The 19,264-nt window shown below is 69.5% G+C and carries 14 protein-coding genes; 9 read left to right on the top strand and 5 right to left on the bottom strand.

What is annotated here, in order from left to right:
* Positions 1-43: 43 nt before the first annotated feature.
* A complete protein-coding gene (acs, locus tag KF903_RS05140; RefSeq protein ID WP_291211901.1) occupies positions 44-1,984 on the bottom strand; it encodes an acetate--CoA ligase in 1,941 nt (646 codons plus the stop codon).
* Between the two features lie 191 nt (positions 1,985-2,175).
* Between acs and KF903_RS05135 the strand changes: the two genes are divergently transcribed.
* The 4 genes from KF903_RS05135 to dusB all read left to right on the top strand — a co-directional run bounded on the left by KF903_RS05135 (position 2,176) and on the right by dusB (position 8,376).
* Positions 2,176-3,534 carry a hypothetical protein gene (locus tag KF903_RS05135; protein ID WP_291211898.1) on the top strand — a complete coding sequence of 453 codons (1,359 nt, stop codon included), beginning with the start codon at positions 2,176-2,178 and terminating at the stop codon, positions 3,532-3,534.
* A 127-nt stretch (positions 3,535-3,661) separates the two neighbouring features.
* The gene (locus tag KF903_RS05130) at positions 3,662-5,317 is read left to right on the top strand and encodes an MFS transporter (protein ID WP_291211895.1); all 1,656 of its coding nucleotides are present in this window, start codon (positions 3,662-3,664) and stop codon (positions 5,315-5,317) included.
* 291 nt (positions 5,318-5,608) lie between these two features.
* The gene (locus KF903_RS05125; protein ID WP_291211893.1) at positions 5,609-7,225 is read left to right on the top strand and encodes a hypothetical protein; all 1,617 of its coding nucleotides are present in this window, start codon (positions 5,609-5,611) and stop codon (positions 7,223-7,225) included.
* Between the two features lie 110 nt (positions 7,226-7,335).
* Positions 7,336-8,376 carry a tRNA dihydrouridine synthase DusB gene (gene dusB / locus KF903_RS05120; RefSeq protein WP_291211890.1) on the top strand — a complete coding sequence of 347 codons (1,041 nt, stop codon included), beginning with the start codon at positions 7,336-7,338 and terminating at the stop codon, positions 8,374-8,376.
* A 44-nt stretch (positions 8,377-8,420) separates the two neighbouring features.
* On the opposite strand, the gene KF903_RS05115 is transcribed toward dusB, so the two are convergent.
* The 3 genes from KF903_RS05115 to KF903_RS05105 are packed head-to-tail and all read right to left on the bottom strand — an operon-like array spanning position 8,421 to position 11,914.
* Entirely contained in the window at positions 8,421-10,019 is a 1,599-nt protein-coding gene (locus tag KF903_RS05115) for an aldehyde dehydrogenase family protein (protein WP_291211888.1), read from the bottom strand.
* A gap of 7 nt (positions 10,020-10,026) precedes the next feature.
* Positions 10,027-10,932, bottom strand: coding sequence for a dihydrodipicolinate synthase family protein (locus KF903_RS05110; protein ID WP_291211886.1), 906 nt, complete (start codon positions 10,930-10,932; stop codon positions 10,027-10,029).
* Positions 10,933-10,969: 37 nt separating this feature from the next.
* The gene (locus KF903_RS05105) at positions 10,970-11,914 is read right to left on the bottom strand and encodes a proline racemase family protein (RefSeq protein ID WP_291211884.1); all 945 of its coding nucleotides are present in this window, start codon (positions 11,912-11,914) and stop codon (positions 10,970-10,972) included.
* Between the two features lie 78 nt (positions 11,915-11,992).
* Here KF903_RS05105 and KF903_RS05100 point away from each other — a divergent pair, with 78 nt between their 5' ends.
* Both KF903_RS05100 and KF903_RS05095 read left to right on the top strand, forming a co-directional pair.
* Positions 11,993-12,715, top strand: a complete 723-nt coding sequence (locus KF903_RS05100; RefSeq protein WP_291211881.1) for an AraC family transcriptional regulator — start codon at positions 11,993-11,995, stop codon at positions 12,713-12,715.
* A 108-nt stretch (positions 12,716-12,823) separates the two neighbouring features.
* A complete protein-coding gene (locus tag KF903_RS05095) occupies positions 12,824-14,065 on the top strand; it encodes an FAD-binding oxidoreductase (RefSeq protein ID WP_291211879.1) in 1,242 nt (413 codons plus the stop codon).
* A 65-nt stretch (positions 14,066-14,130) separates the two neighbouring features.
* On the opposite strand, the gene KF903_RS05090 is transcribed toward KF903_RS05095, so the two are convergent.
* The gene (locus KF903_RS05090) at positions 14,131-14,625 is read right to left on the bottom strand and encodes a DUF2782 domain-containing protein (protein ID WP_291211876.1); all 495 of its coding nucleotides are present in this window, start codon (positions 14,623-14,625) and stop codon (positions 14,131-14,133) included.
* A gap of 123 nt (positions 14,626-14,748) precedes the next feature.
* On the opposite strand from KF903_RS05090, the gene KF903_RS05085 reads away from it, so the two are divergent.
* The 3 genes from KF903_RS05085 (at position 14,749) to polA (ending at position 19,238) form a co-directional block, all read left to right on the top strand.
* Positions 14,749-15,504 carry a hypothetical protein gene (locus KF903_RS05085; protein WP_291211874.1) on the top strand — a complete coding sequence of 252 codons (756 nt, stop codon included), beginning with the start codon at positions 14,749-14,751 and terminating at the stop codon, positions 15,502-15,504.
* 102 nt (positions 15,505-15,606) lie between these two features.
* The gene (locus KF903_RS05080; RefSeq protein WP_291211872.1) at positions 15,607-16,380 is read left to right on the top strand and encodes a hypothetical protein; all 774 of its coding nucleotides are present in this window, start codon (positions 15,607-15,609) and stop codon (positions 16,378-16,380) included.
* Between the two features lie 137 nt (positions 16,381-16,517).
* Positions 16,518-19,238, top strand: a complete 2,721-nt coding sequence (gene polA, locus KF903_RS05075) for a DNA polymerase I (protein ID WP_291211869.1) — start codon at positions 16,518-16,520, stop codon at positions 19,236-19,238.
* Positions 19,239-19,264 lie beyond the last annotated feature (26 nt).

The raw sequence follows: 19,264 nt of genomic DNA, 5'->3' as shown, positions 1-19,264 counted from the left end.
CGTCGTGGCGGCCGATCTGCGCTGGCCGCTCGCCGGCTTCATCTCACTTGACGAGGCGTTCGGCCACCAGGCTCGCCACCACCGAGGGGTCGGCCAACGTGGTGATGTCGCCGAGCGCCTCGGGCTGGTTCTCGGCGATCTTGCGCAGGATGCGGCGCATGATCTTGCCGGACCGCGTCTTGGGCAGGCTCGGCGCCCATTGCAACTGGTCGGGCGTTGCGATCGGGCCGATTTCCTTGCGCACCCAGGCCACCAGTTCCTTGCGCAGCTCGTCGCTGGGATGTTCGCCCGCCTTGAGCGTCACGTAGGCGTAGATGCCCTGGCCCTTGATGTCGTGCGGATAGCCGACCACGGCTGCCTCGGCGACCTTGGGATGGGCCACCAGCGCGCTTTCGACCTCGGCGGTGCCGAGCCGGTGGCCCGACACGTTGATCACGTCGTCGACGCGACCGGTGATCCAGTAATAGCCATCGGCGTCGCGGCGCGCGCCATCGCCCGTGAAATACATGCCGGGATAGGTCTTGAAATAGGTGTCGATGAAGCGCTGGTGGTCGCCATAGACCGTGCGCATCTGGCCGGGCCAGGAATCGAGCAGCACGAGGTTGCCCTCGGCCTCGCCTTCCAGCAGCACGCCGTTGGCGTCGACGATGGCGGGGCGCACGCCGAAGAACGGCAGCGTGGCCGAGCCGGGCTTCTGGTCGATCGCGCCGGGCAGCGGCGAGATGAGGATGCCGCCGGTTTCGGTCTGCCACCAGGTATCGACCACCGGGCAGCGTCCGTCGCCGACCACGCGCCAGTACCACTCCCATGCCTCGGGATTGATCGGCTCGCCCACCGAGCCGAGCAGGCGCAGGCTGGCGCGCGAGGTCTTCTTGACCGGCGCTTCGCCTTCGCGCATGAGCGCGCGGATCGCGGTCGGCGCGGTATAGATGATCGTGACCTTGTGCTTGTCCACCACCTGCCAGAAGCGCGAGGCGTCGGGGTAGTTGGGCACGCCCTCGAACATCACGGTGGTGGCGCCGTTGGCGAGCGGGCCGTACAGCACGTAGCTGTGGCCGGTGACCCAGCCGACGTCGGCCGTGCACCAGTACACGTCGTCCTCGCGCAGGTCGAATACGGCCTCGTGGGTGTAGGCGATGAACACCAGGAAGCCGCCGGTGGTGTGCAGCACGCCCTTGGGCTTGCCGGTCGAGCCCGAGGTATACAGGATGAACAGCGGATGCTCCGCGTTCACCGGGACGGCCTCGTGTTGCGGGGACTGGCCCGCCATGAGCTCGTGCCACCAGCGGTCGCGCGGCGCCTGCATCGCGATCGCGCCGCCGGTGCGGCGCACCACCAGCACGGTTTCGACCGAGGTCGTGCCCGGCCGCGTCAGCGCTTCGTCGACATTGACCTTGAGCGGCACCTTCTTGCTGCCACGCAGGCCTTCGTCGGCCGTGATCACGAGCTTGCATTGCGCGTCGGCGATGCGGCTGGCCAGCGAGTCGGGCGAGAAGCCGCCGAACACCACGGTATGCACGGCGCCGATGCGCGTGCAGGCCAGCATCGCCACCGCGACCTCGGGAATCATCGGCAGGTAGATCGCGACGCGATCGCCGCGCTTGATGCCGAGGCTGCTCAGCAGGTTGGCTGCCTTGCAGACGTCGGCATGCAGCTCGCGGTAGCTGATGCGGCGCGACTCGGACGGGTCGTCGCCTTCCCACACGATCGCGGCCTTGTCGCCACGCGTGGCGAGGTGGCGGTCGAGACAATTTGCCGCAAGGTTGAGTTCGCCATCGGCGTACCATTTCACATGCAGGTCGTTCGCGTCGAAGGATACGTCGCGCACTTGGGTGTAGGGCTTGCTCCAGTCCAGGCGCTTGCCGACGCGGCCCCAGAAGCCGTCCGGATCGCGAACGGATTCGGCGTAGTCGCGCTCGTAGGTGGCGCGGTCGATGCGGGCCGCGGCGGCGAACTCGGGGGGGACCTTGTGGATGTTCGACATGGCTGACTCCTGGTTGGACTGGAGGTGATCCGCCTCGCAAGTGTGCCACGTAGCGCAGAACCCGCATTCGACTTTCGTCGTAGCCTCGACCAATGGCGAATAGCCGACCTTGGCGTGCTGCGAAATCCTCATCACTACCATCGGGAGGGCTTATGAAGCCAACACCAACTCGCAGCAGGTTGCACCACGCCTTGTCCGCAGCCATCGTCTGCGCGCTCATCGCGCCGCTCGGCGTGCAGGCCAAGGATTCGCCCAAAGAGCAGCAGCTCGAGGCGCGCATCCAGCAACTGGAAGCCGAACTGGCTGCGATCAAGGACGAGATCCGCGCCCAGCAGCGCACGGTCGACCATGTCGCCCAGCAGCAGGCGGCAATGCCGCCGCCGCCACCGCCGGCGCCCAAGGAAGAGCCCAAGTCGCCCGTGTTCAGCACGGCCAAGGGTGTTTCCGTTGCGCTGCATGGCTTCATCAACGCCAGTGCCTTCAGCCAGAACCGCAACTTCACGTTCGGCAATGGTCAGAATGCGCAATTCCCGATTCCGGGTTCGACCGGCACGCTCAGCGGCTTCGATATCCGCAACACGCGCTTCTGGCTCGATTTCACCGGCGCCCAGTTCAACGAGTCCTGGAGCGGCGGTGGCCGCATCGAGATGGACTTCTTCGGTGGCTTCAACGGCACCGGCGCCTACAGCCAGCAGCAGCCCGTGCCGCGGCTGCGCCAGGCCTACATGGACATCGCCAACGCCAGTACCGGCACGCGTGTGCGCATCGGCCAGCAATGGGATCTCATGTTCCCGATCGACAACCTCGCCACCTCGCCCACCCATGTGGCGTTTCCGCTCGGCTTCGGCAACGGCTACGTCGGCTGGCGCTTCCCGGGCGTGGTCGTGATGCAGGATCTCGGCCAAGGTGGCGACACCAAGTGGCGGTTCGACGTCGGCGCGTTCTCGGGTTCGTGGAACGGTCCCGGTTCGACGGTCAACTACCTCACCGGTGGCAACGTCGACTTCCAGCCGCAGCTCGAGGCGCGCATCCGCGCCAGCGGCAGCAACTGGGTTGCCTACGTGGCGGGCCATTACAGCAAGATCGACCTCAAGGGCGTCGATGGCGCCGCGCCGACGCCGGTCAAGTCGAGTGTCGACAGCACGGGCCTGGAAATCGGCGGTCAGTGGAAGCCCGGCGACTGGACCCTCAAGGGCCTGCTCTACACCGGCAACGGCTTGGGTGAGATCTTTGGCAACCTCGCCCAGTTCGGCGACATCGGCGAGACCGGCGGCTACGTGCAGGTTGGCTACAACTTCACCAAGAACTGGAGCATCAACGGCTACTACGGCATGTCCAAGTCCGACCGTGATGACGTGACCGCCTGGCTCGGCAATGGCTCGACCGGCCTGCTGCAGAGCCGCCAGACCGCGCTGAGCGTGATCTATGCGAGCGGCCCGTACCAGCTTGGCGTCGAATGGCTGCACGACCGGCTCGACTCGCTCAATGCCGGTGCCACGCGCAAGACCAGTGGCAACCAGGTCAGCGTGAGCGCGCAGTACACGTTCTGATCATGCCTGCGGCGGCGGCGCTGGCCCGCCGCCTGCGGGGTTCATGCCTGCAGCCTCGCCACGGCAGTCGTGGCGGGGCCAGGCGGGGTGCGGCGCCGCGGCGTCGCCGGCGAAGAGGGGATACACGATGGCCACCAGCAAGCCCGGTTCCGTGAACATGCTCAGTACGAGCCACAAGCGCGTGATCATCGCCTCGAGCGTGGGCACGATGTTCGAGTGGTACGACTTCTACCTGTACGGTTCGCTGGCAGGCAACATCGCGGCGCAGTTCTTCTCGGCCCTCAATCCCACCAGCGGCCTCATCATGGCGCTGCTGGCCTTCGCTGCCGGCTTCTTCGTGCGTCCGTTCGGTGCACTCGTGTTCGGTCGCCTCGGCGACATGGTCGGGCGCAAGTTCACCTTCCTCGTCACGATCGTCATCATGGGTTCGTCGACCTTCCTGGTCGGCCTGATCCCGAGCTACGCCACGATCGGCATTGCGGCACCGATCATCCTTATCGTGCTGCGCCTGTTGCAGGGCCTCGCGCTCGGCGGCGAGTATGGTGGCGCGGCAACCTACGTGGCCGAGCATGCGCCGCCAGGCAAGCGCGGCTTCTACACGAGCTTCATCCAGATCACCGCGACCTTCGGCCTGTTCCTGTCGCTGCTCGTCATCCTGGCCTGCCGCAAGCTGCTCGGCGAAAGCTTCGATACCTGGGGCTGGCGCGTCCCGTTCCTGATTTCCGCCGTCCTGCTCGCGATCTCGGTCTATATCCGCCTGCAACTCAACGAATCGCCGCTGTTCCAGCAGATGAAGGCCGAGGGGCGCGGCTCGAAGTCGCCGATCAGCGAATCGTTCGGGCGTTGGGGCAACCTCAGGATCGTCATCCTCGCCCTGATCGGTGCAACCGCAGGTCAGGCCGTGGTGTGGTACGGCGGACAGTTCTATTCGCTGTTCTTCCTGGGCCAGACGCTCAAGATCGATCCGGTGATGACCAACCTGCTGATCGCGGGTGCCTTGCTCATCGCCACGCCGTTCTTCGTCGTGTTTGGCGCCCTGTCGGACCGGATCGGACGCAAACCGATCATCATGCTCGGCTGCCTGCTTGCGGCGTTGACCTACTTCCCGATCTTCAAGGGCTTGACGCATTACGGCAATCCGGCCGTGGAGCACGCCGCGCAGGCGAATCCCGTGGTGGTCGTGGCCGATCCTGCCACCTGCGCGTTCCAGTTCGACCCGGTCGGCAAGAAGGTCTTCAAGGATTCCTGCGACATCGCCAAGAGCGCGCTCACCAAGGCCGGCGTGCCCTATTCGAATCAGCCGGCGGCAGTCGGCACGGTGGCGTCGGTCAAGATCGGCGCGACCACCGTCAATTCATTCGAGGGCGGCGCGCTCGACGCCGATGCGTTCAAGGCCCAGGCGGCCGCGTTCAGCAAGGAGCTGAGCGCAGCACTCAACAGCGCCGGCTACCCGGCCAAGGCCGATCCGGCCCAGGTCAACTGGCCGATGCTGCTGCTTCTGCTGACGATCCTCGTGATCTACGTCACGATGGTCTACGGCCCGATCGCGGCCTGGCTGGTCGAGCTGTTCCCGACCCGCATCCGCTACACCTCGATGAGCCTGCCGTATCACATCGGCAACGGCTGGTTCGGTGGCTTCCTGCCCTCGATCTCGTTTGCGCTGGTGGCCTGGACCGGCGATATCTATTACGGCCTGTGGTACACGGTCATCGTGGCTTCGATGACCTTCATCGTCGGCCTGCTGTTCCTGCCCGAAACCAAGGACGTCGACATTTCCAGGTGACGTTGCGCCCCGCGCACCGCCAGCTGGCGGTGCGCGCTCGGTTCTGGCGAGCCTTCCCCGTCCGCGGGGAAGGCTTTCTTGTTTGTCGACCGGCAGACCAGACCGGTTGCAAGACCTTGTTTCATCACAACGTCATCGCATCGAAACGTTGCCGGAATGCCGCGCGAACGCGGCGCGAATTGCTTTTTGCCGCGACCGCGCCAAGCTGCCGGGTCGCTGTCTCGCGCCCGGCGCGAGGCCGACGGACCCGGCGTCCGCAAGCCGGCCCCCGCCACCTCCGGAGCCCCAACCATGCGCTTTGCCCCGCTCGCCGCGATCCTCGTGGCGGTTCTTGCCACCACCAGCGGCGCCAGCGTCGCCAGCCCGTCGATCACGGTCCTGCAGACGCCCGGTGCCCAGGCCACCAAGTTCTCGCAGAACGGCGACTACCTCGTCGCCTACGTCTTCGGTCAGGGCGGATTGCGCTGGACCGCGGCCACCGGCAACGAGGAACTGCTGAGCGAGCTGGTCTACGCCAACGGCATCAACAATACCGGCACGCTGTCGGGTGCCTGGTCCAACGATGGCGGCATCGACAATGGCGGACATGACCTGCCGGCACTGCTGGCGGTGGGTTCGACCACGCCAACCCAGTTGCCGCTGCCGGCCGATACCGACAATGCCAACGTCTACGACGTGGCCGACGACGGCACGGCGGTCGGGCTTGCCTTCAGCAGTGACTATTCCGTGGCCCGCGCCTACTACCACTCGCCGGTCGATGGCCTCGTCACGTTGCCGGTCGACAGCCCCACCTCGGCCTCGCGCGCCAACGCGATCAGTGCCGACGGGCGCGTGGTGGGAGGCTGGAACGACGACCCGGATGACGGTTTCCGCCGCGGCGTGATTTGGGTCGACCGCGTGCCGACCTATGTGCACGACGGCAGCGGCAATGCGCTCGATGAGGCCACCGGCGTCAGTGGCAACGGCCAGTGGGCGGTCGGCAGCGGCTGGCGTCTCAACGTCGCCAGCGGTGAACTCACGTTGATCCCCGGCATGCCGTTCGCATTCGGCGTGAGCGACGATGGCAACACCATCGTCGGTGCCAGCGGCTTCTTCGACAGCCCGCCGCGCGCGTTGCTGATCTGGACCGAGGCCGGCGGCGCACAGGCGTTGGCCGACTACCTGTCCGACCGCGCGGTCGCCTTGCCGCCCGAGTTGCCGCTGCCGCTGCAGGGAGGCCTGACCGCCGTCTCGGGCGACGGCAGCAAGCTGGCCGGCTGGGTCATCGGCGCCACCGACACGGTGTCGTTCGTGGTCGATGGCGCCAACGGGCCGCCCGACCGGATCTTCGTCAATGGCTTCGATCCCGGTCCAGTGGTCGCCGATGGCGGCTTCGAGGCCACCACCACGAGCTTCGGCCCCAATCCATACTGGACCGCGTTCGACAGCAACGATGATTCCAGCACGTTCTTCGTTGCCGGCGGCTACCCGACCCACGGCGGCGTATACACGACCTGGTTCGGAGGCTGGGGTGGCGACAATCTCTATACGCAGCACATCGAGCAGACGGTGACGATCCCGGCGGGTGCGCCACGCTACCTCAACTACTGGCGCTATGCGGTCGAGCTGCCCGACCAGGTGGCCAATCTCACCGTGTCGATCGACGGCACCGCGGTCGAGACCACCGACCTGTCGGCGATCACCGCCGATGACGCCTATGGGTTGCACTCGATCGACATCGCCGCGTTTGCCGATGGCGGCGCGCATGTGCTGCGTTTCCAGTACGACTACCCCGGTGGCGGCGCGGCCGATGGCAGCACGTTCATCGACGACGTCAGCATTGATGGCACCGATACGCCAACCGTGACCGTGCCCGGTCGCCACGTCAGCGCCGCCGGCCTCGCGCGCCTGCATCGCCGCAAGCACTGAAGCCAGTCGCCGCGCCGCGCATGCGGCGCGGCGCGCGGTGCAGGGCGGCCAGCGGGCGCCCTGCGCTGCCCGCGGTCGCGCCGCCCGCGCACCGCTACAATCGCGCCACCATGCGCATCGGTCCGTACCTCATCGACCCGCCGCTGGCGCTTGCGCCGATGGCCGGGGTCACCGACAAGCCGTTCCGCCAGCTCTGCAAGCGGCTCGGCGCGGGCCTGGCCGTGTCGGAGATGACGCATTGCGATCCGCGCCTGTGGACCACGCGCAAGTCGCGTCAGCGCATGGACCATATCGGCGAGCCCGCACCGATCAGCGTGCAGATCGCCGGCTACGATCCGGCCATGCTCGCGCACGCGGCGCGCTACAACGTCGACCAGGGCGCGCAGCTCATCGACATCAACATGGGCTGTCCGGCCAAGAAGGTCTGCAACGTCTGGTCAGGCAGCGCGCTGCTGCAGGACGAGGCGCTGGTTGCGCGCATCCTCGCTGCCGTGGTGCGCGCGGTCGAGGTGCCGGTCACGCTCAAGATCCGCACCGGCTGGGACCACGCGCACCGCAACGGCGTGACGATCGCGCGCATCGCGCAGGACGCCGGCATCGCCGCGTTGGCCGTGCATGGGCGCACGCGCGCCGACCTCTACAACGGCCAGGCCGAGTACGCCACGATCGCGGCGATCAAGGCGGCGGTGACGATCCCGGTGCTGGCCAATGGCGACATCGACTCGCCGCACAAGGCCCGTGACGTGCTCGCCGCCACCGGCGCCGATGCGCTCATGATCGGTCGCGCGGCGCAGGGTCGGCCGTGGATCTTCCGCGAAATCGCCCACTTCCTCGCCAGCGGCGAACGGCTGGCACCGCCCACGCCGGCCGAGATCGCGGCGATCCTGCTCGAACACCTGGCCGAACTGCATGCCTTCCATGGCGAAGGGCAGGGCGTGCGCATCGCGCGCAAGCATCTGGGCTGGTATCTGCGGCAGGTCGAGCAGGCTGGGTCCGACGCCGCCGGAGATGGCCACCCCAACCGCTCGCCGCATGCCGCCTTCCGCGCGCTGATCAATGGCGTCGACGATGCGCAGGCGCAGTTGCGGCTGACGCGCGACTACTTCGCGGCCCTGGCCGAGGCAGCCGCGCCGATTGCCGCCGCGGCCTGAGGCCCCGGCCTCCGCTGCGCGGGTGGGCGGCGGCGCGCCCGCGCCTACAGCGAGCGATCGGTCCAGCGCCCGTCGACGAGGCGCTGCAGCGCGGCGGGATTGGCATCGCGCAGTTCGCTCGGCAGGCGATCCTCGCGCACGTTGTCATGGCACTGCCACTGCGCAAAACGCCGGATCGCACCGGGCATGCCGACCGCGCTGAAGCCGGCGTGGCTCGTGCTCGGGTAGGGTCCGCCATGCTGCATGGCCGCACTGACGGCGACGCCGGTCGGCCACTTGTCGTTGCACAGCCGGCCCACGCGCGGCCGCAGCGCGGCCGCGACGCGCGCGCAGTCGGCGTCATCGCTGCCGTCCGCGGCGCTGAACAGGCTGCCCGTGAGACTGCCCTCGCAGGCGTGGCCGATCGCCACCGCCTGCTCGGTGTCGTGGTAGCGCACGAGCAGCGCCACGGGGCCGAATGCTTCCTGCTGCAGCGCCGCCGGCTGGGCCAGGAACTGCGCGGCATCGACTTCGAGCAGGCTCGGTGCATAGCGCCAGCCGGGCGCTTCGGCCTGGGCACGTCCCGCGATGAGCCGGGCGCCGGCCGAGCGCAGCGCCGCCACCGCCGCCGTCAGGTGCCGCTCGACGCCGGCGGCCAGCAGCAGCATCGCGGCGGCGCCATCGAAGCGCGCCGCGGCGGCGCTGACGAAGGCATCGCCGGCGGCGTCGGCCGGCACCATGACGAGGCCGGGACTGGTGCAGAACTGGCCGCTGCCGAGCGTGCACGATGCGAAGAATTCCTGGGCGAGGCCGGCGCCGCGCTCGCGCAGCGCGCCCGCCAGCAGGAACACCGGGTTGACGCTCGACATTTCGGCATGGATCGGCACTCCGGCCTGGTCGGCGGCGGCCTTGAGCGCCATGCCGGCCTGGCGGCTGCCGGTGAAGCCGATCGCGCCGAGGCGACGGTCGCCCGCCAGGCGCAGGCCCAGTGCCGGATCGAGCGCGTAGAACAGTTGCAGCGTCGCGGCCGGCAAGCCGCAGGCGAGCACGGCCTGATGGGCGAGCTCGGCGAGCAGCCGACTGGTGCCCGGATGCGCCGGATGGGCCGCCGCGATGACCGGATTGCGCGCCGCGATCGCGCTGGCGAAGTCGCTGCCGGCGGCGGCGTTGAATGCGAACGGGAAATTGTTGGGTCCGAACACGAGCACGGGCTTGTGCAGCGGTGCGAAGTGCGCGCGCAGGCCGCTGCGGGTGTCGATCACCGGCTGCGTCCAGCTGTAGTCGCGCACGGCCCGTGCCGCTTGGCGCAGTTGGTCGCTCGTGCGCGGCAGCTCGACCTCGGCCAGGCGCGGCGCAGCGGGCAAGGCGGTTTCGGCGTGGGCGCTCGCGACGAGCGTGTCGCGGGCGGCGTCGAGCGCGGCCGCGTAGGCATCGAGGAACGCGGCGATGCGCGCCGGCTCACAGGCGGCGAGCACGCTGGCCGCCTGCGTCGCCGCGTCCAGCATGGCCTCCACGTCGGCCGCGCCCGAGTACGGAAACTCTGGGCCGATCGACTCAGCGGTGGTCGGATCGGCGGCGCGAAAACCGCGCGTGGCGTCGGTCGCGGCACGCCACTGGCCGGCGCACAGGATCGGTTGCAGCGTGCTCGACGGGAAGCTGCTCATCGCCGGCTCACCGCGGCGGCCGCGTGGCGATGGCAGCGTCGATCACGCGCAGCGCGGCGGCGCGTTCGGCCGCATCGAGCTCCAGCCGCGGCGCCCGCACGCGCGCGCTGCCCTGGCCAACACGCTCCTGCATGAGTTTGATGAGCTGCACGAACTTGGGCACCGTATCCATGCGCAGCAGCGGCAGCAGCCAGGCATACAGATCCATCGCCGCCGCGCTGCCGCCCGTGCGAGCCAGCTCGAACAGGCGCACCGATTCGGTCGGGAATGCGTTGACGACACCGGCGATCCAGCCGCAGGCGCCCATCGCCACGCCCTCGACCAACGCATCGTCGATGCCGACCATGAGCTGCAGCCGATCGCCGATCAGCGCGCGCAGTGCCGCCAGGCGGCGGAGGTCGCCCGAGGATTCCTTGATCGCCGCCACCTGCGGGAACTCGCTGGCCAGTTCCGCCACCTGCTCGGGCGTGAAGTCGGTGCGGTAGGCGAGCGGGTTGTTGTACAGCAACACCGGCAGTGCGGTCGCCGCGATCACGGCCCGCAGGTGCGCGCCCATCTCGCGCCAGTCCGACGAGTAGACATAGGGTGGCAGCACCATGAGGCCACGCGCGCCGAGCCGCTCGCATTCGCGCGCGAGGCGCACCGCTTCGGCGGTCGACAGTGCGGCGATGCCGGCGATCACGGGCGCGCGCGTGCCGAGCGTGGCGACCAGCGTGCGCACGATCGCGAGCTTCTCGTCGAACGCGAGCGTGGCGCCCTCGCCGAGCGAACCCAGCGGCACGATGCCGGTGCAGCCCGCCTCGACGAGCCAGTTGGCGTGGCGGGCGAGGAATTCATGATCGACGCCGCCGGCGGCGTCGAATGGCGTGGTGATGGCCGGCACCACGCCGTGCCACAAGCAGGTCTCGTGCATCATTGCATGCTCGTCATGGAAGGAAATGGTGACCGGTTCATGGGGCGGCGATGCCCCATGCAAACGGATCATCGGCCTCGACCAGCAGCCGGCCCTGCGCCGACAGGTGGGCGCGACCGGTGATCCGCGGCAGCACGCGGCCAGCGTCACCGGGCGTGAAGCTGCCCTCGAACACGCTGCCGATCACGCTCTCCATGCGCAGCACCTGGCCCGCGGCGAGCGCGCCGTCGGCGGCAAGGCAGGCGAGCTTGGCCGACAGGCCGGTGCCGCAGGGCGAGCGGTCATAGGCCAGGCCCGGGCACAGCACGAAGTTGCGCGCATCGTTGGCCGCATCGAGCGGCGCCGCATTGAGCTCGATGTGGTCGATCTCGGCGCCGGCGTCGCCGCGGATGCCGGCGCTGGCGAGCGCGTCGCGGATCGCAGCGGTGTAGCGGGTGAGCTCGCGCCAGTGCGTGAGCCGCAGCGGCAGCGGCGTGTCGCTGCTGATGAAGAACCAGTTGCCGCCCCAGGCCACATCGCCGCGCACCGTGCCGTGGCCCGGCACCTCGACCGCGACCTGGCGCTGGCTGCGATGGCTGGCGACGTTGTCGATGCTGACGCGCCCATCCGCGTGCAACTGCGCGCTGACGGTGCCGACCGGCGTGTCGATCGCATGGCGACCGGGCCCGATGCGACCGAGGTGGGCCAGCGTGCGCACGAGGCCGATCGTGCCGTGGCCGCACATGCCCAGCGTGCCGACATTGTTGAAGAAGATCACCGCAGCGACCGAGTCGGGCTGCTCGGGCGGCAGCAACAGGGCGCCGACCATCGTGTCCGAGCCGCGCGGCTCGCAGGCGATCATGCTGCGCCAGCGGTCGTGGTCGCGCAGCAGCGCCGCGCGACGCTGCTGCAGCGTGCCCGGCGCCATGCCTGGCAGCGGCGACAGCACCACGCGCGTGGGTTCGCCGCCGCTGTGACTGTCGATGTAATCGATTTCGATCATGCTGGCAGGATCGCCCACTGGCGTGGCATCGTCTAGCCTGATTCGCGCTGCGCGCATGCCGAAATCAGCACAATTGCCATGGCCAGTCCGATTCCGCCGATTCCGCCCGAACAGTTGCAGCAGCTCATGGACGGCCTGCCCGACACGGTGTTCTTCATCAAGGACCGCGCCGGCCGCTACACGCATGCCAACCAGACCCTGCTGCGCCGGCTCGGCCGCGCCAGGCGCGAATACGTCATCGGCCGCACCACGGCCGAGCTGTTCCCGCCACGACTGGGTGAGTCGTATCTGGCGCAGGACCGCCGGGTGCTGGCCGGCGCCAGCATCGACAACCAGCTCGAACTGCATCTGTTCGCCAACCGCGCCTCGGGCTGGTGCCTGACCTGCAAGATGCCGCTGCGGGAAGGTTCGGCCATCGTCGGCCTGATCGGCATCTCGCGCGACCTGCAGCAGCCCGATGGCCGCCATCCGGGCTACGCGCGCCTGCGCCGCGTGCTCGACCACATGGAGCGCCACTATGGCGAGCGTGTGCGCATGCAGACGCTGGCGACGCTGGCCGGGCTGTCGCTGTCGCAGCTCGAACGCCAGTTCCAGCGCGTGTTCCACCTCAGTCCGCAACAGTGGCTCATGCGTCTGCGCATCGAGGCGGCGACGACCCTGCTGCGCGGCGAGCGCAGCATTGCCTCGATCGGTCAGGCCTGCGGCTTCAGCGACCAGAGCGCATTCAGCCGCCAGTTCAAGGCGGCGGTCGGCACCACGCCGCGCGACTACCGCAGCCTCGTCGGCGGCGACTGGGCGTAGGCCGCGGCGGACCCGGCGCGAATCGCCGAATCTCGTGCGGAGTTTTGCATAGCCAGCGCAGCGGCGCGGACCTAGCATGGGCGTCCTTCCGGCTCCGATCCACGCGGCATGTCGACCCCGTCCGCAACAGCCCTGGTCATCGGTGGCGGCGTCATCGGCTACGCCGGCGCGCTCGCGCTGCAGCGTGCCGGCTGGCGCGTGACCCTCGTTGCGCCCGACGAACCGACCGCGCCGCCGTCGTGGGGCAATGCCGGCCACATCGCCACCGAGCAGGTCGAGCCGCTGGCGACGCTGGCCACGCTGCGCAGCGCGCTGCGCCGCTGGCATCGCTTTGGCGGGCCGCTCGATCTGCGCCAGCCCTGGCGGCATCGGGCGTGGCTGCGGCGCTACCTGCGGGCCTGCATGCCGGCGCGGGCGGCCGCCGGGCGGGTCGCGCTCGCCGGCCTGCTCGCCGATGCGTTGCCGGCCTGGCGGCGCCTGGCCGCGGCGATCGATGCCAGCGACCTGCTGCTCGAGCATGGCCACTGGTTGTGCTGGGAGTCGGCGCGCAGCGCCGCCCGCGGCAGCGCGGCCTGGCAAGGCGCCGATCTGGGCACGGCGCGCTGCGCGCCGCTGCCGGCAGCGCAGCGCGAGGCGCTGCAGGCCGAGCTTGGCGTCCCGTTGGCCGGCGCGCTCGGCTTCGAGCACACCGCGCAGATCGCCGACCTGCCGACGCTGGCACGGCGCCTCGAACTGGCCCTGGTGCGTGGTGGCGGCACGATCGTGCGCAGCCGCGTGCAGGCGCTGCAGGCCAGCGGCGTGCGCGTGCAGGCGCTCGATGCCGGCGGCGTGCGCCGCGATGCCGATGTCATCCTCGTCTGTGCAGGTCTGCACTCACGCGGCCTGCTCGCGGGCCTGGGCCTGCCCGCGCCGCTGATCGCCGAACGTGGCTATCACCTGCAGTGGGCCCGCCATGACTGGCCCGCGCTGCCGCCGGTGGTGTTCGAGGATCGCTCGGTGATCCTGACGCGTTTCAGCTCGGGGCTGCGCCTGGCCGGCCATGTCGAATACGCCGTGCCGGACGCCGCGCCCGATCCGCGCAAGTGGGCGCGCCTGGCCCGGCACGCGGCGCAACTGGGCCTGCCCGTGCGCGGCGAGCCCAGTGCCTGGTTCGGCGCGCGCCCGACCTTGCCCGACTACCTGCCCGCGCTGGGCGTGGCCGACGCCTACGACAACCTCGCCTACGCCTTCGGCCACCAGCATCTGGGTCTCACGCTGGCGGCGACCACCGGCGAGCGCATCGCGCGCGCATGCATGCAAGGCGGTCCACGGACCGAGCTGGCACCGTTCGGGTTGGCGCGCTTCGGCTGACTGCCGTTGCGCGCGATCACGGTTGCCGTGCGCACCGGTCCGGCGCAACGGCGATCAGCCGCGCGCTACTTCCAGTCGTAAAGCGAGTAGTAGACCGGCGATACCGGGCCTTCCTTCGGATCGCGCACGAGGCGGCCGCTGCCGTCGTTGGTGACGAAGGTCTGGATCGGGCCGTTGATCGGCACGATGCGGATCATCCAGATGCGGCCGTTCTGGCGGTATTCCTCCACCGTGTCACTGCCCTGCTGGCGTCGCGTGACCTGGCTGCCCGCCATGCGCTGCTGGGTGGCGGCGGCGTCGCGCGAGGCCTTGTCGCGCACGAGGCGCGCATCGGGCTTGGGTACTGCAGCGAGCGGGTCGTCGGCTTGGCTGGCCGCGGTGGCCGCGGCTGCGGCGGCGGGCGCGGCCTGCGTGCTGGCAGGCGCCGCGGTCGGGTCGTTCAGGCCGGGCGGCGGCGGAACCTCGGCCGGTTGCGGGCGGGCCGCGGGCGGGGCCGCCAGCAGCGCGCCGCTGGCAAGGGCAAACGACAGGCCGGTGATGAGCAGGGTCGGGCGGTTCATCGTGGATCCTCGAGCAATGTCGACAGCCTAGCAGAGAGCGCATGGCGCGATGCAGCCGTGCGCGGCGATTGCGGGTCGGCGGTGGATATCGCGTATAAGGCTGTGATCCTGCGGAGACCGCCCATGTTCATGCGCCATGTCCTGCTGTTGCCGCTGCTGCTGTCAGCCGCGGCCGCGTTGTCGGCACCGGCACCGGCATCGATACCGCTGTCGGTGCCCGCGGCGGTGTCGGCGCCCGAGCTCGTGCTGCCCTGGTACAACGGTGTCTTCATCGGCATCGGCACCGACATCGCCTGCCTCAGCGATCCGCCGATCGTCGAGACGCGCGTGAGCGGCTACACGGGTTACAGCCTGCTGCCGCCCAACTACACGCCGGCAGTCGGCGAGGTGTTCTACACCCACCTCGTGCTGGCCCATCCGGGCAACCCCTGCGCCGGCAGCGCGGTCGGCATCGAACTGTTGCTGCCAGCCGGCGTGCAGCCGGCCACCTCGAACGCCAACCCCGCGTTCTGCTTTGCCGTGCTCGGCACCAGCAACACGCTCATCAATCTCGACAACGACCCCAACTACGGTTGCCCGCAAACCTTTCCGCAAGGGCTGGAGGGGCTGGCCGTGCGCGCGCTGCGCGGCGGCATCGGCGGCGGTGCCTGGGGCATGCATCGTGGTTTCTGGCTCGAGCTGCTGATCCCGTTGCGTTCGACGGTGCCGCAGGCGGGCAACAACCTGATCCGCTGGCGCGTCAATCCCGACATCGGCGTGGTCGGCTATCCGCAGGTGCCGCTGCTGGTCAACAACGACGTGATCTTCCGCGATTCGATGGAGGGCCACGTGCTCATGCTCGATGTCTGCACGGTCACGCCGACCCCGAACGGTTGCTGAGCCGGCGCCGCGGGTGGCCGGCCAGCCACGCGCGTCGGTCGGCATTTGATGTTTTGCCCGCCATCTTGCGTTGAGTGGCGCGTCCCAATCGTGGAGCGCGTCATGCACAAGTTCCTGCAACACCTGCTGGGCCTGCTGCTCGTTGTTGCATGTCCGGTCACCGCGCCGTGCGCGGCGGCGCCCGCGGTCGCAACCGCGGATGCCGTTGCGCCGCTGGCATTGCCGATCAGCGAACAGTTGCAGCCCTGGTACAACGGCGCCTTCATCAACATCGGCACCGATGTGTACTGCGACATCTTCGGGCCGCCGATCGTCGAGACGCGCGTCATGGGCTACGCGGGCTTTTCCCATCCGCCGCCCGACTTCAGCCCCGCAGTCGGCGAGGTGTTCTACGTGCATCTCGTGCTCGGCCATCCGGGCAATCCCTGTTCGGGCAGCGCGGTCGGCATCGAACTGATCCTGCCGCCCGGCATGGTGACCGCCAACTCAGCCGACAATCCCGCCTTCTGCTACGCCGCGCGCGGCACGCCACTGGTGCTGTACAACCTCGACGTCGACCCCGACTACGGTTGCCCGCAGAGTTACCCGCAGGGCGTCCAGGGGCTGGCCGTGCGCGCCGTGCGCGGCGGCATCGGCGGCGGCGCGTGGGGCATGCATCGCGGCTTCTGGCTCGAGCTGCTCATTCCAGTGCGCGCCACCCAGGTGCAGACCGGCAACAACGCGATCGCCTGGCGTGTGAACCCCGATGTCGGCGTGGTCGGTTATCCGCAGGTGGCGGCGTTCGCCAACGGCGACGTGATCTTCCGCGACCAGATGGAAAACAACGACATGCGCCTGGACCTGTGCACGCTCAACCCGCTGCCGCAGGGCTGCTGAGCGGCGATCGCGGGGTATCGGTGATGGCGCGCCGTTGAGGTCGCGCCACCACCGCACACCGGTGCTGCGGCGGATTCGCCATTGCAATGGCCGCGGGTGCGCGCGAAGCTCAGGGTCCGTCGCCGCCTCGCCCCGCCATGTCCCAGCGCCTCGTCCTCATCGACGGTTCGTCGTACCTGTACCGCGCGTTCCATGCCCTGCCGCCGCTGAGCAATGCGGCCGGCGAGCCGACCGGCGCGCTGTTCGGCGTGGTCAACATGCTGCGCGCCGTGCTCAAGGACCGCCCCGATTACGTTGCCTTCGTGCAGGATGCGCCCGGACCCACCTTCCGCGACGCGCTGTATCCGGCCTACAAGGCCACGCGTCAGGCCACACCCGACGATCTGCTGGCGCAGATCGAGCCGATGCTCGCGATCGTCGCGGCGCTCGGCCTGCCAATCCTGCGCGTGACCGGCGTGGAGGCCGACGACGTCATCGGCACGCTGGCGCGGCAGGCGCAGGCGCAGGGCATCGAGGTCACGATCTCGACCAGCGACAAGGATTTCGCCCAGCTCGTCGCACCCGGCATCACGCTCGTCAACACGATGACCAACACCAGGCTCGACAGCGCAGGCGTCGTCGAGCGCTTCGGCGTGCGGCCCGACCAGATCATCGACTACCTCGCGCTGATGGGCGACAGCGTCGACAACATTCCGGGCGTGGACAAGTGCGGCCCCAAGACCGCGGCCAAATGGCTGGCCGCCTATGGCAGCCTCGATGGCGTGATCGCCCACGCGGACGCGATCGCCGGCAAGATCGGCGACAACCTGCGCCGTGCCTTGCCGCAACTGCCACTGTCGCGCGAGCTGGCCACGATCAGGACCGACGTCGAGCTCGCGCAGGGCCCACGCGACCTGGCGTTGCGCGAACCGGACGTGGCGGCGCTGCGCACGCTCTACCAGCGCTACGAATTCCACGCCGCGCTGCGCGAACTGGACGCGGCGGGTATCGCCGCCGACACCGGCGCCGCTGCCGCGCCGGTCGTGGCTGCGCCGCCCGCGGCGGCGGGCGCGCAGGGCAGCTACGAGCTCGTGACCGACGCGGCGCAGCTCGCGGCCTGGGTGGAACGGCTGCGCGGCGCCGAACTCATCGCCTTCGACACCGAGACGACCTCGCTCGACCCGATGCAGGCGCAGCTCGTCGGCCTGTCGTTCGCGGTCGAACCGCAGGCGGCCTGCTACATCCCGCTCGGCCACGACTACGCCGGCGTGCCGGCGCAGTTGCCGCGCGAGGAGGTGCTGGCTGCGCTGGCGCCGATCCTCGAGGACGCGCAGCGGCCCAAGCTCGGCCAGCATGCCAAGTACGACCTCAACGTGCTGGCCGGCGCCGGCATCACGGTGCGCGGCGTGGTGCACGACACGCTGCTCGAGTCCTACGTGCTGCATTCGACCTGGCGCCATGACATGGACACCCAGGCCAAGCGTCTGCTCGGCTACGACACGATCCGCTACGAGGATGTCGCCGGCAAGGGCGCACGGCAGATTCCGTTCGCGCAGGTCGATCTCGACAGCGCCTGCCGCTACGCGGCCGAGGACGCCGACATCACGCTGCGCCTGCACCAGGCGCAGTGGCCGCAGTTCGAATCGCTGCCGGGCCTGCGCAGCGTCTACGAGACGATCGAGGTGCCGCTGATCGGTGTGCTGGCGCGCATGGAGCAGGCGGGCGTGCTGATCGACACCGCCGCGCTCAGGCGCCAAGGCAGCGAACTCGGCCAGCGCATGCAGGCGCTCACCGAGCGTGCCTGGGCGCTGGCCGGGCATCCCTTCAGCATCGACTCGACCAAGCAGCTCGGCAACGTCCTGTTCGACGAGCTCGGCCTGCCGGTGGTGGTCAAGACGCCGGGTGGGCAAGCCTCGACCAACGAGGACGCGCTCGAGGCGATCGCCGACCGGCACGAGCTGCCGCGTGTCGTGCTCGAGTACCGCAGCCTGGCCAAGCTGCGCAGCACCTACACCGACAAGCTCGCCGAGATGGTCAACCCGCGCACGGGCCGCGTGCACACGAGCTATGGCCAGGCCATAGCCGCCACCGGGCGACTGTCCTCGTCGGAGCCGAACCTGCAGAACATCCCGGCCCGCACCGAGGAAGGCCGGCGCATCCGCCAGGCCTTCATCGCCCCGCCGGGATGGCGAGTCGTCGCGGCCGACTATTCGCAGATCGAGCTGCGCATCATGGCGCACCTGTCGGGCGATCCCGGCCTGCTCGCGGCGTTCCATGGCGGACAGGACGTGCACCGTGCGACCGCCGCCGAAGTGTTTGGCGTGCCGCAGGGCGAGGTCGATGCCGACCAGCGCCGCGCCGCCAAGGTCATCAACTTCGGCCTCATCTACGGCATGGGCGCATTCGGTCTCGCCCGCCAGCTCGGCGTCTCGCGCGGCGAGGCGCAGGACTACATGGCGCGCTATTTCACCCGCTATCCGGGCGTGCACGAGTTCATGGAGCGCATCCGCGAGCAGGCCCACCGTGACGGTTACGTGGAGACGCTGTTCGGGCGCCGCCTGTACCTGGACTACATCAACTCGCGCAACCAGGCCCAGCGCGCCGGCGCCGAGCGTGCGGCCATCAATGCGCCGATGCAGGGCACCGCGGCCGACATCATCAAGCGCGCGATGATCACGGTCGACGCCTGGCTTGCCGATCAGGCGTCGCGCGCACGCATGCTCATGCAGGTGCACGACGAGCTCGTGTTCGAGGTGCGCGAAGACGCGGTCGATGCGGTCGTGGCCGGCGTGCGCGAACGCATGGCCGCGGCGGCCCGGCTCGACGTGCCGCTGATCGTCGACATCGGCACCGGCATGAACTGGGACCAGGCGCATTGAGCGGCGCGGCATGGCGGCGGTGGCCG

Origin of the sequence: Dokdonella sp. (assembly GCF_019634845.1) — a bacterium.
Taxonomy (GTDB): Bacteria; Pseudomonadota; Gammaproteobacteria; order Xanthomonadales; family Rhodanobacteraceae; genus Dokdonella_A.
Note: the sequence above shows the minus strand (reverse complement) of the source record. Positions and strands in the feature narration are given on the sequence as shown.

Bases quoted from the DNA above. Each gene is read 5' to 3' on its own strand.
- acs (WP_291211901.1), bottom strand. From the start codon at position 1,984: ATGTCGAACATCCACAAGGTCCCCCCCGAGTTCGCCGCCGCGGCCCGC.
- KF903_RS05130 (WP_291211895.1), top strand. From the start codon at position 3,662: ATGGCCACCAGCAAGCCCGGTTCCGTGAACATGCTCAGTACGAGCCAC.
- KF903_RS05125 (WP_291211893.1), top strand. From the start codon at position 5,609: ATGCGCTTTGCCCCGCTCGCCGCGATCCTCGTGGCGGTTCTTGCCACC.
- dusB (WP_291211890.1), top strand. From the start codon at position 7,336: ATGCGCATCGGTCCGTACCTCATCGACCCGCCGCTGGCGCTTGCGCCG.
- KF903_RS05115 (WP_291211888.1), bottom strand. From the start codon at position 10,019: ATGAGCAGCTTCCCGTCGAGCACGCTGCAACCGATCCTGTGCGCCGGC.
- KF903_RS05110 (WP_291211886.1), bottom strand. From the start codon at position 10,932: ATGCACGAGACCTGCTTGTGGCACGGCGTGGTGCCGGCCATCACCACG.
- KF903_RS05105 (WP_291211884.1), bottom strand. From the start codon at position 11,914: ATGATCGAAATCGATTACATCGACAGTCACAGCGGCGGCGAACCCACG.
- KF903_RS05100 (WP_291211881.1), top strand. From the start codon at position 11,993: ATGGCCAGTCCGATTCCGCCGATTCCGCCCGAACAGTTGCAGCAGCTC.
- KF903_RS05095 (WP_291211879.1), top strand. From the start codon at position 12,824: ATGTCGACCCCGTCCGCAACAGCCCTGGTCATCGGTGGCGGCGTCATC.
- KF903_RS05090 (WP_291211876.1), bottom strand. From the start codon at position 14,625: ATGAACCGCCCGACCCTGCTCATCACCGGCCTGTCGTTTGCCCTTGCC.
- KF903_RS05085 (WP_291211874.1), top strand. From the start codon at position 14,749: ATGTTCATGCGCCATGTCCTGCTGTTGCCGCTGCTGCTGTCAGCCGCG.
- KF903_RS05080 (WP_291211872.1), top strand. From the start codon at position 15,607: ATGCACAAGTTCCTGCAACACCTGCTGGGCCTGCTGCTCGTTGTTGCA.
- polA (WP_291211869.1), top strand. From the start codon at position 16,518: ATGTCCCAGCGCCTCGTCCTCATCGACGGTTCGTCGTACCTGTACCGC.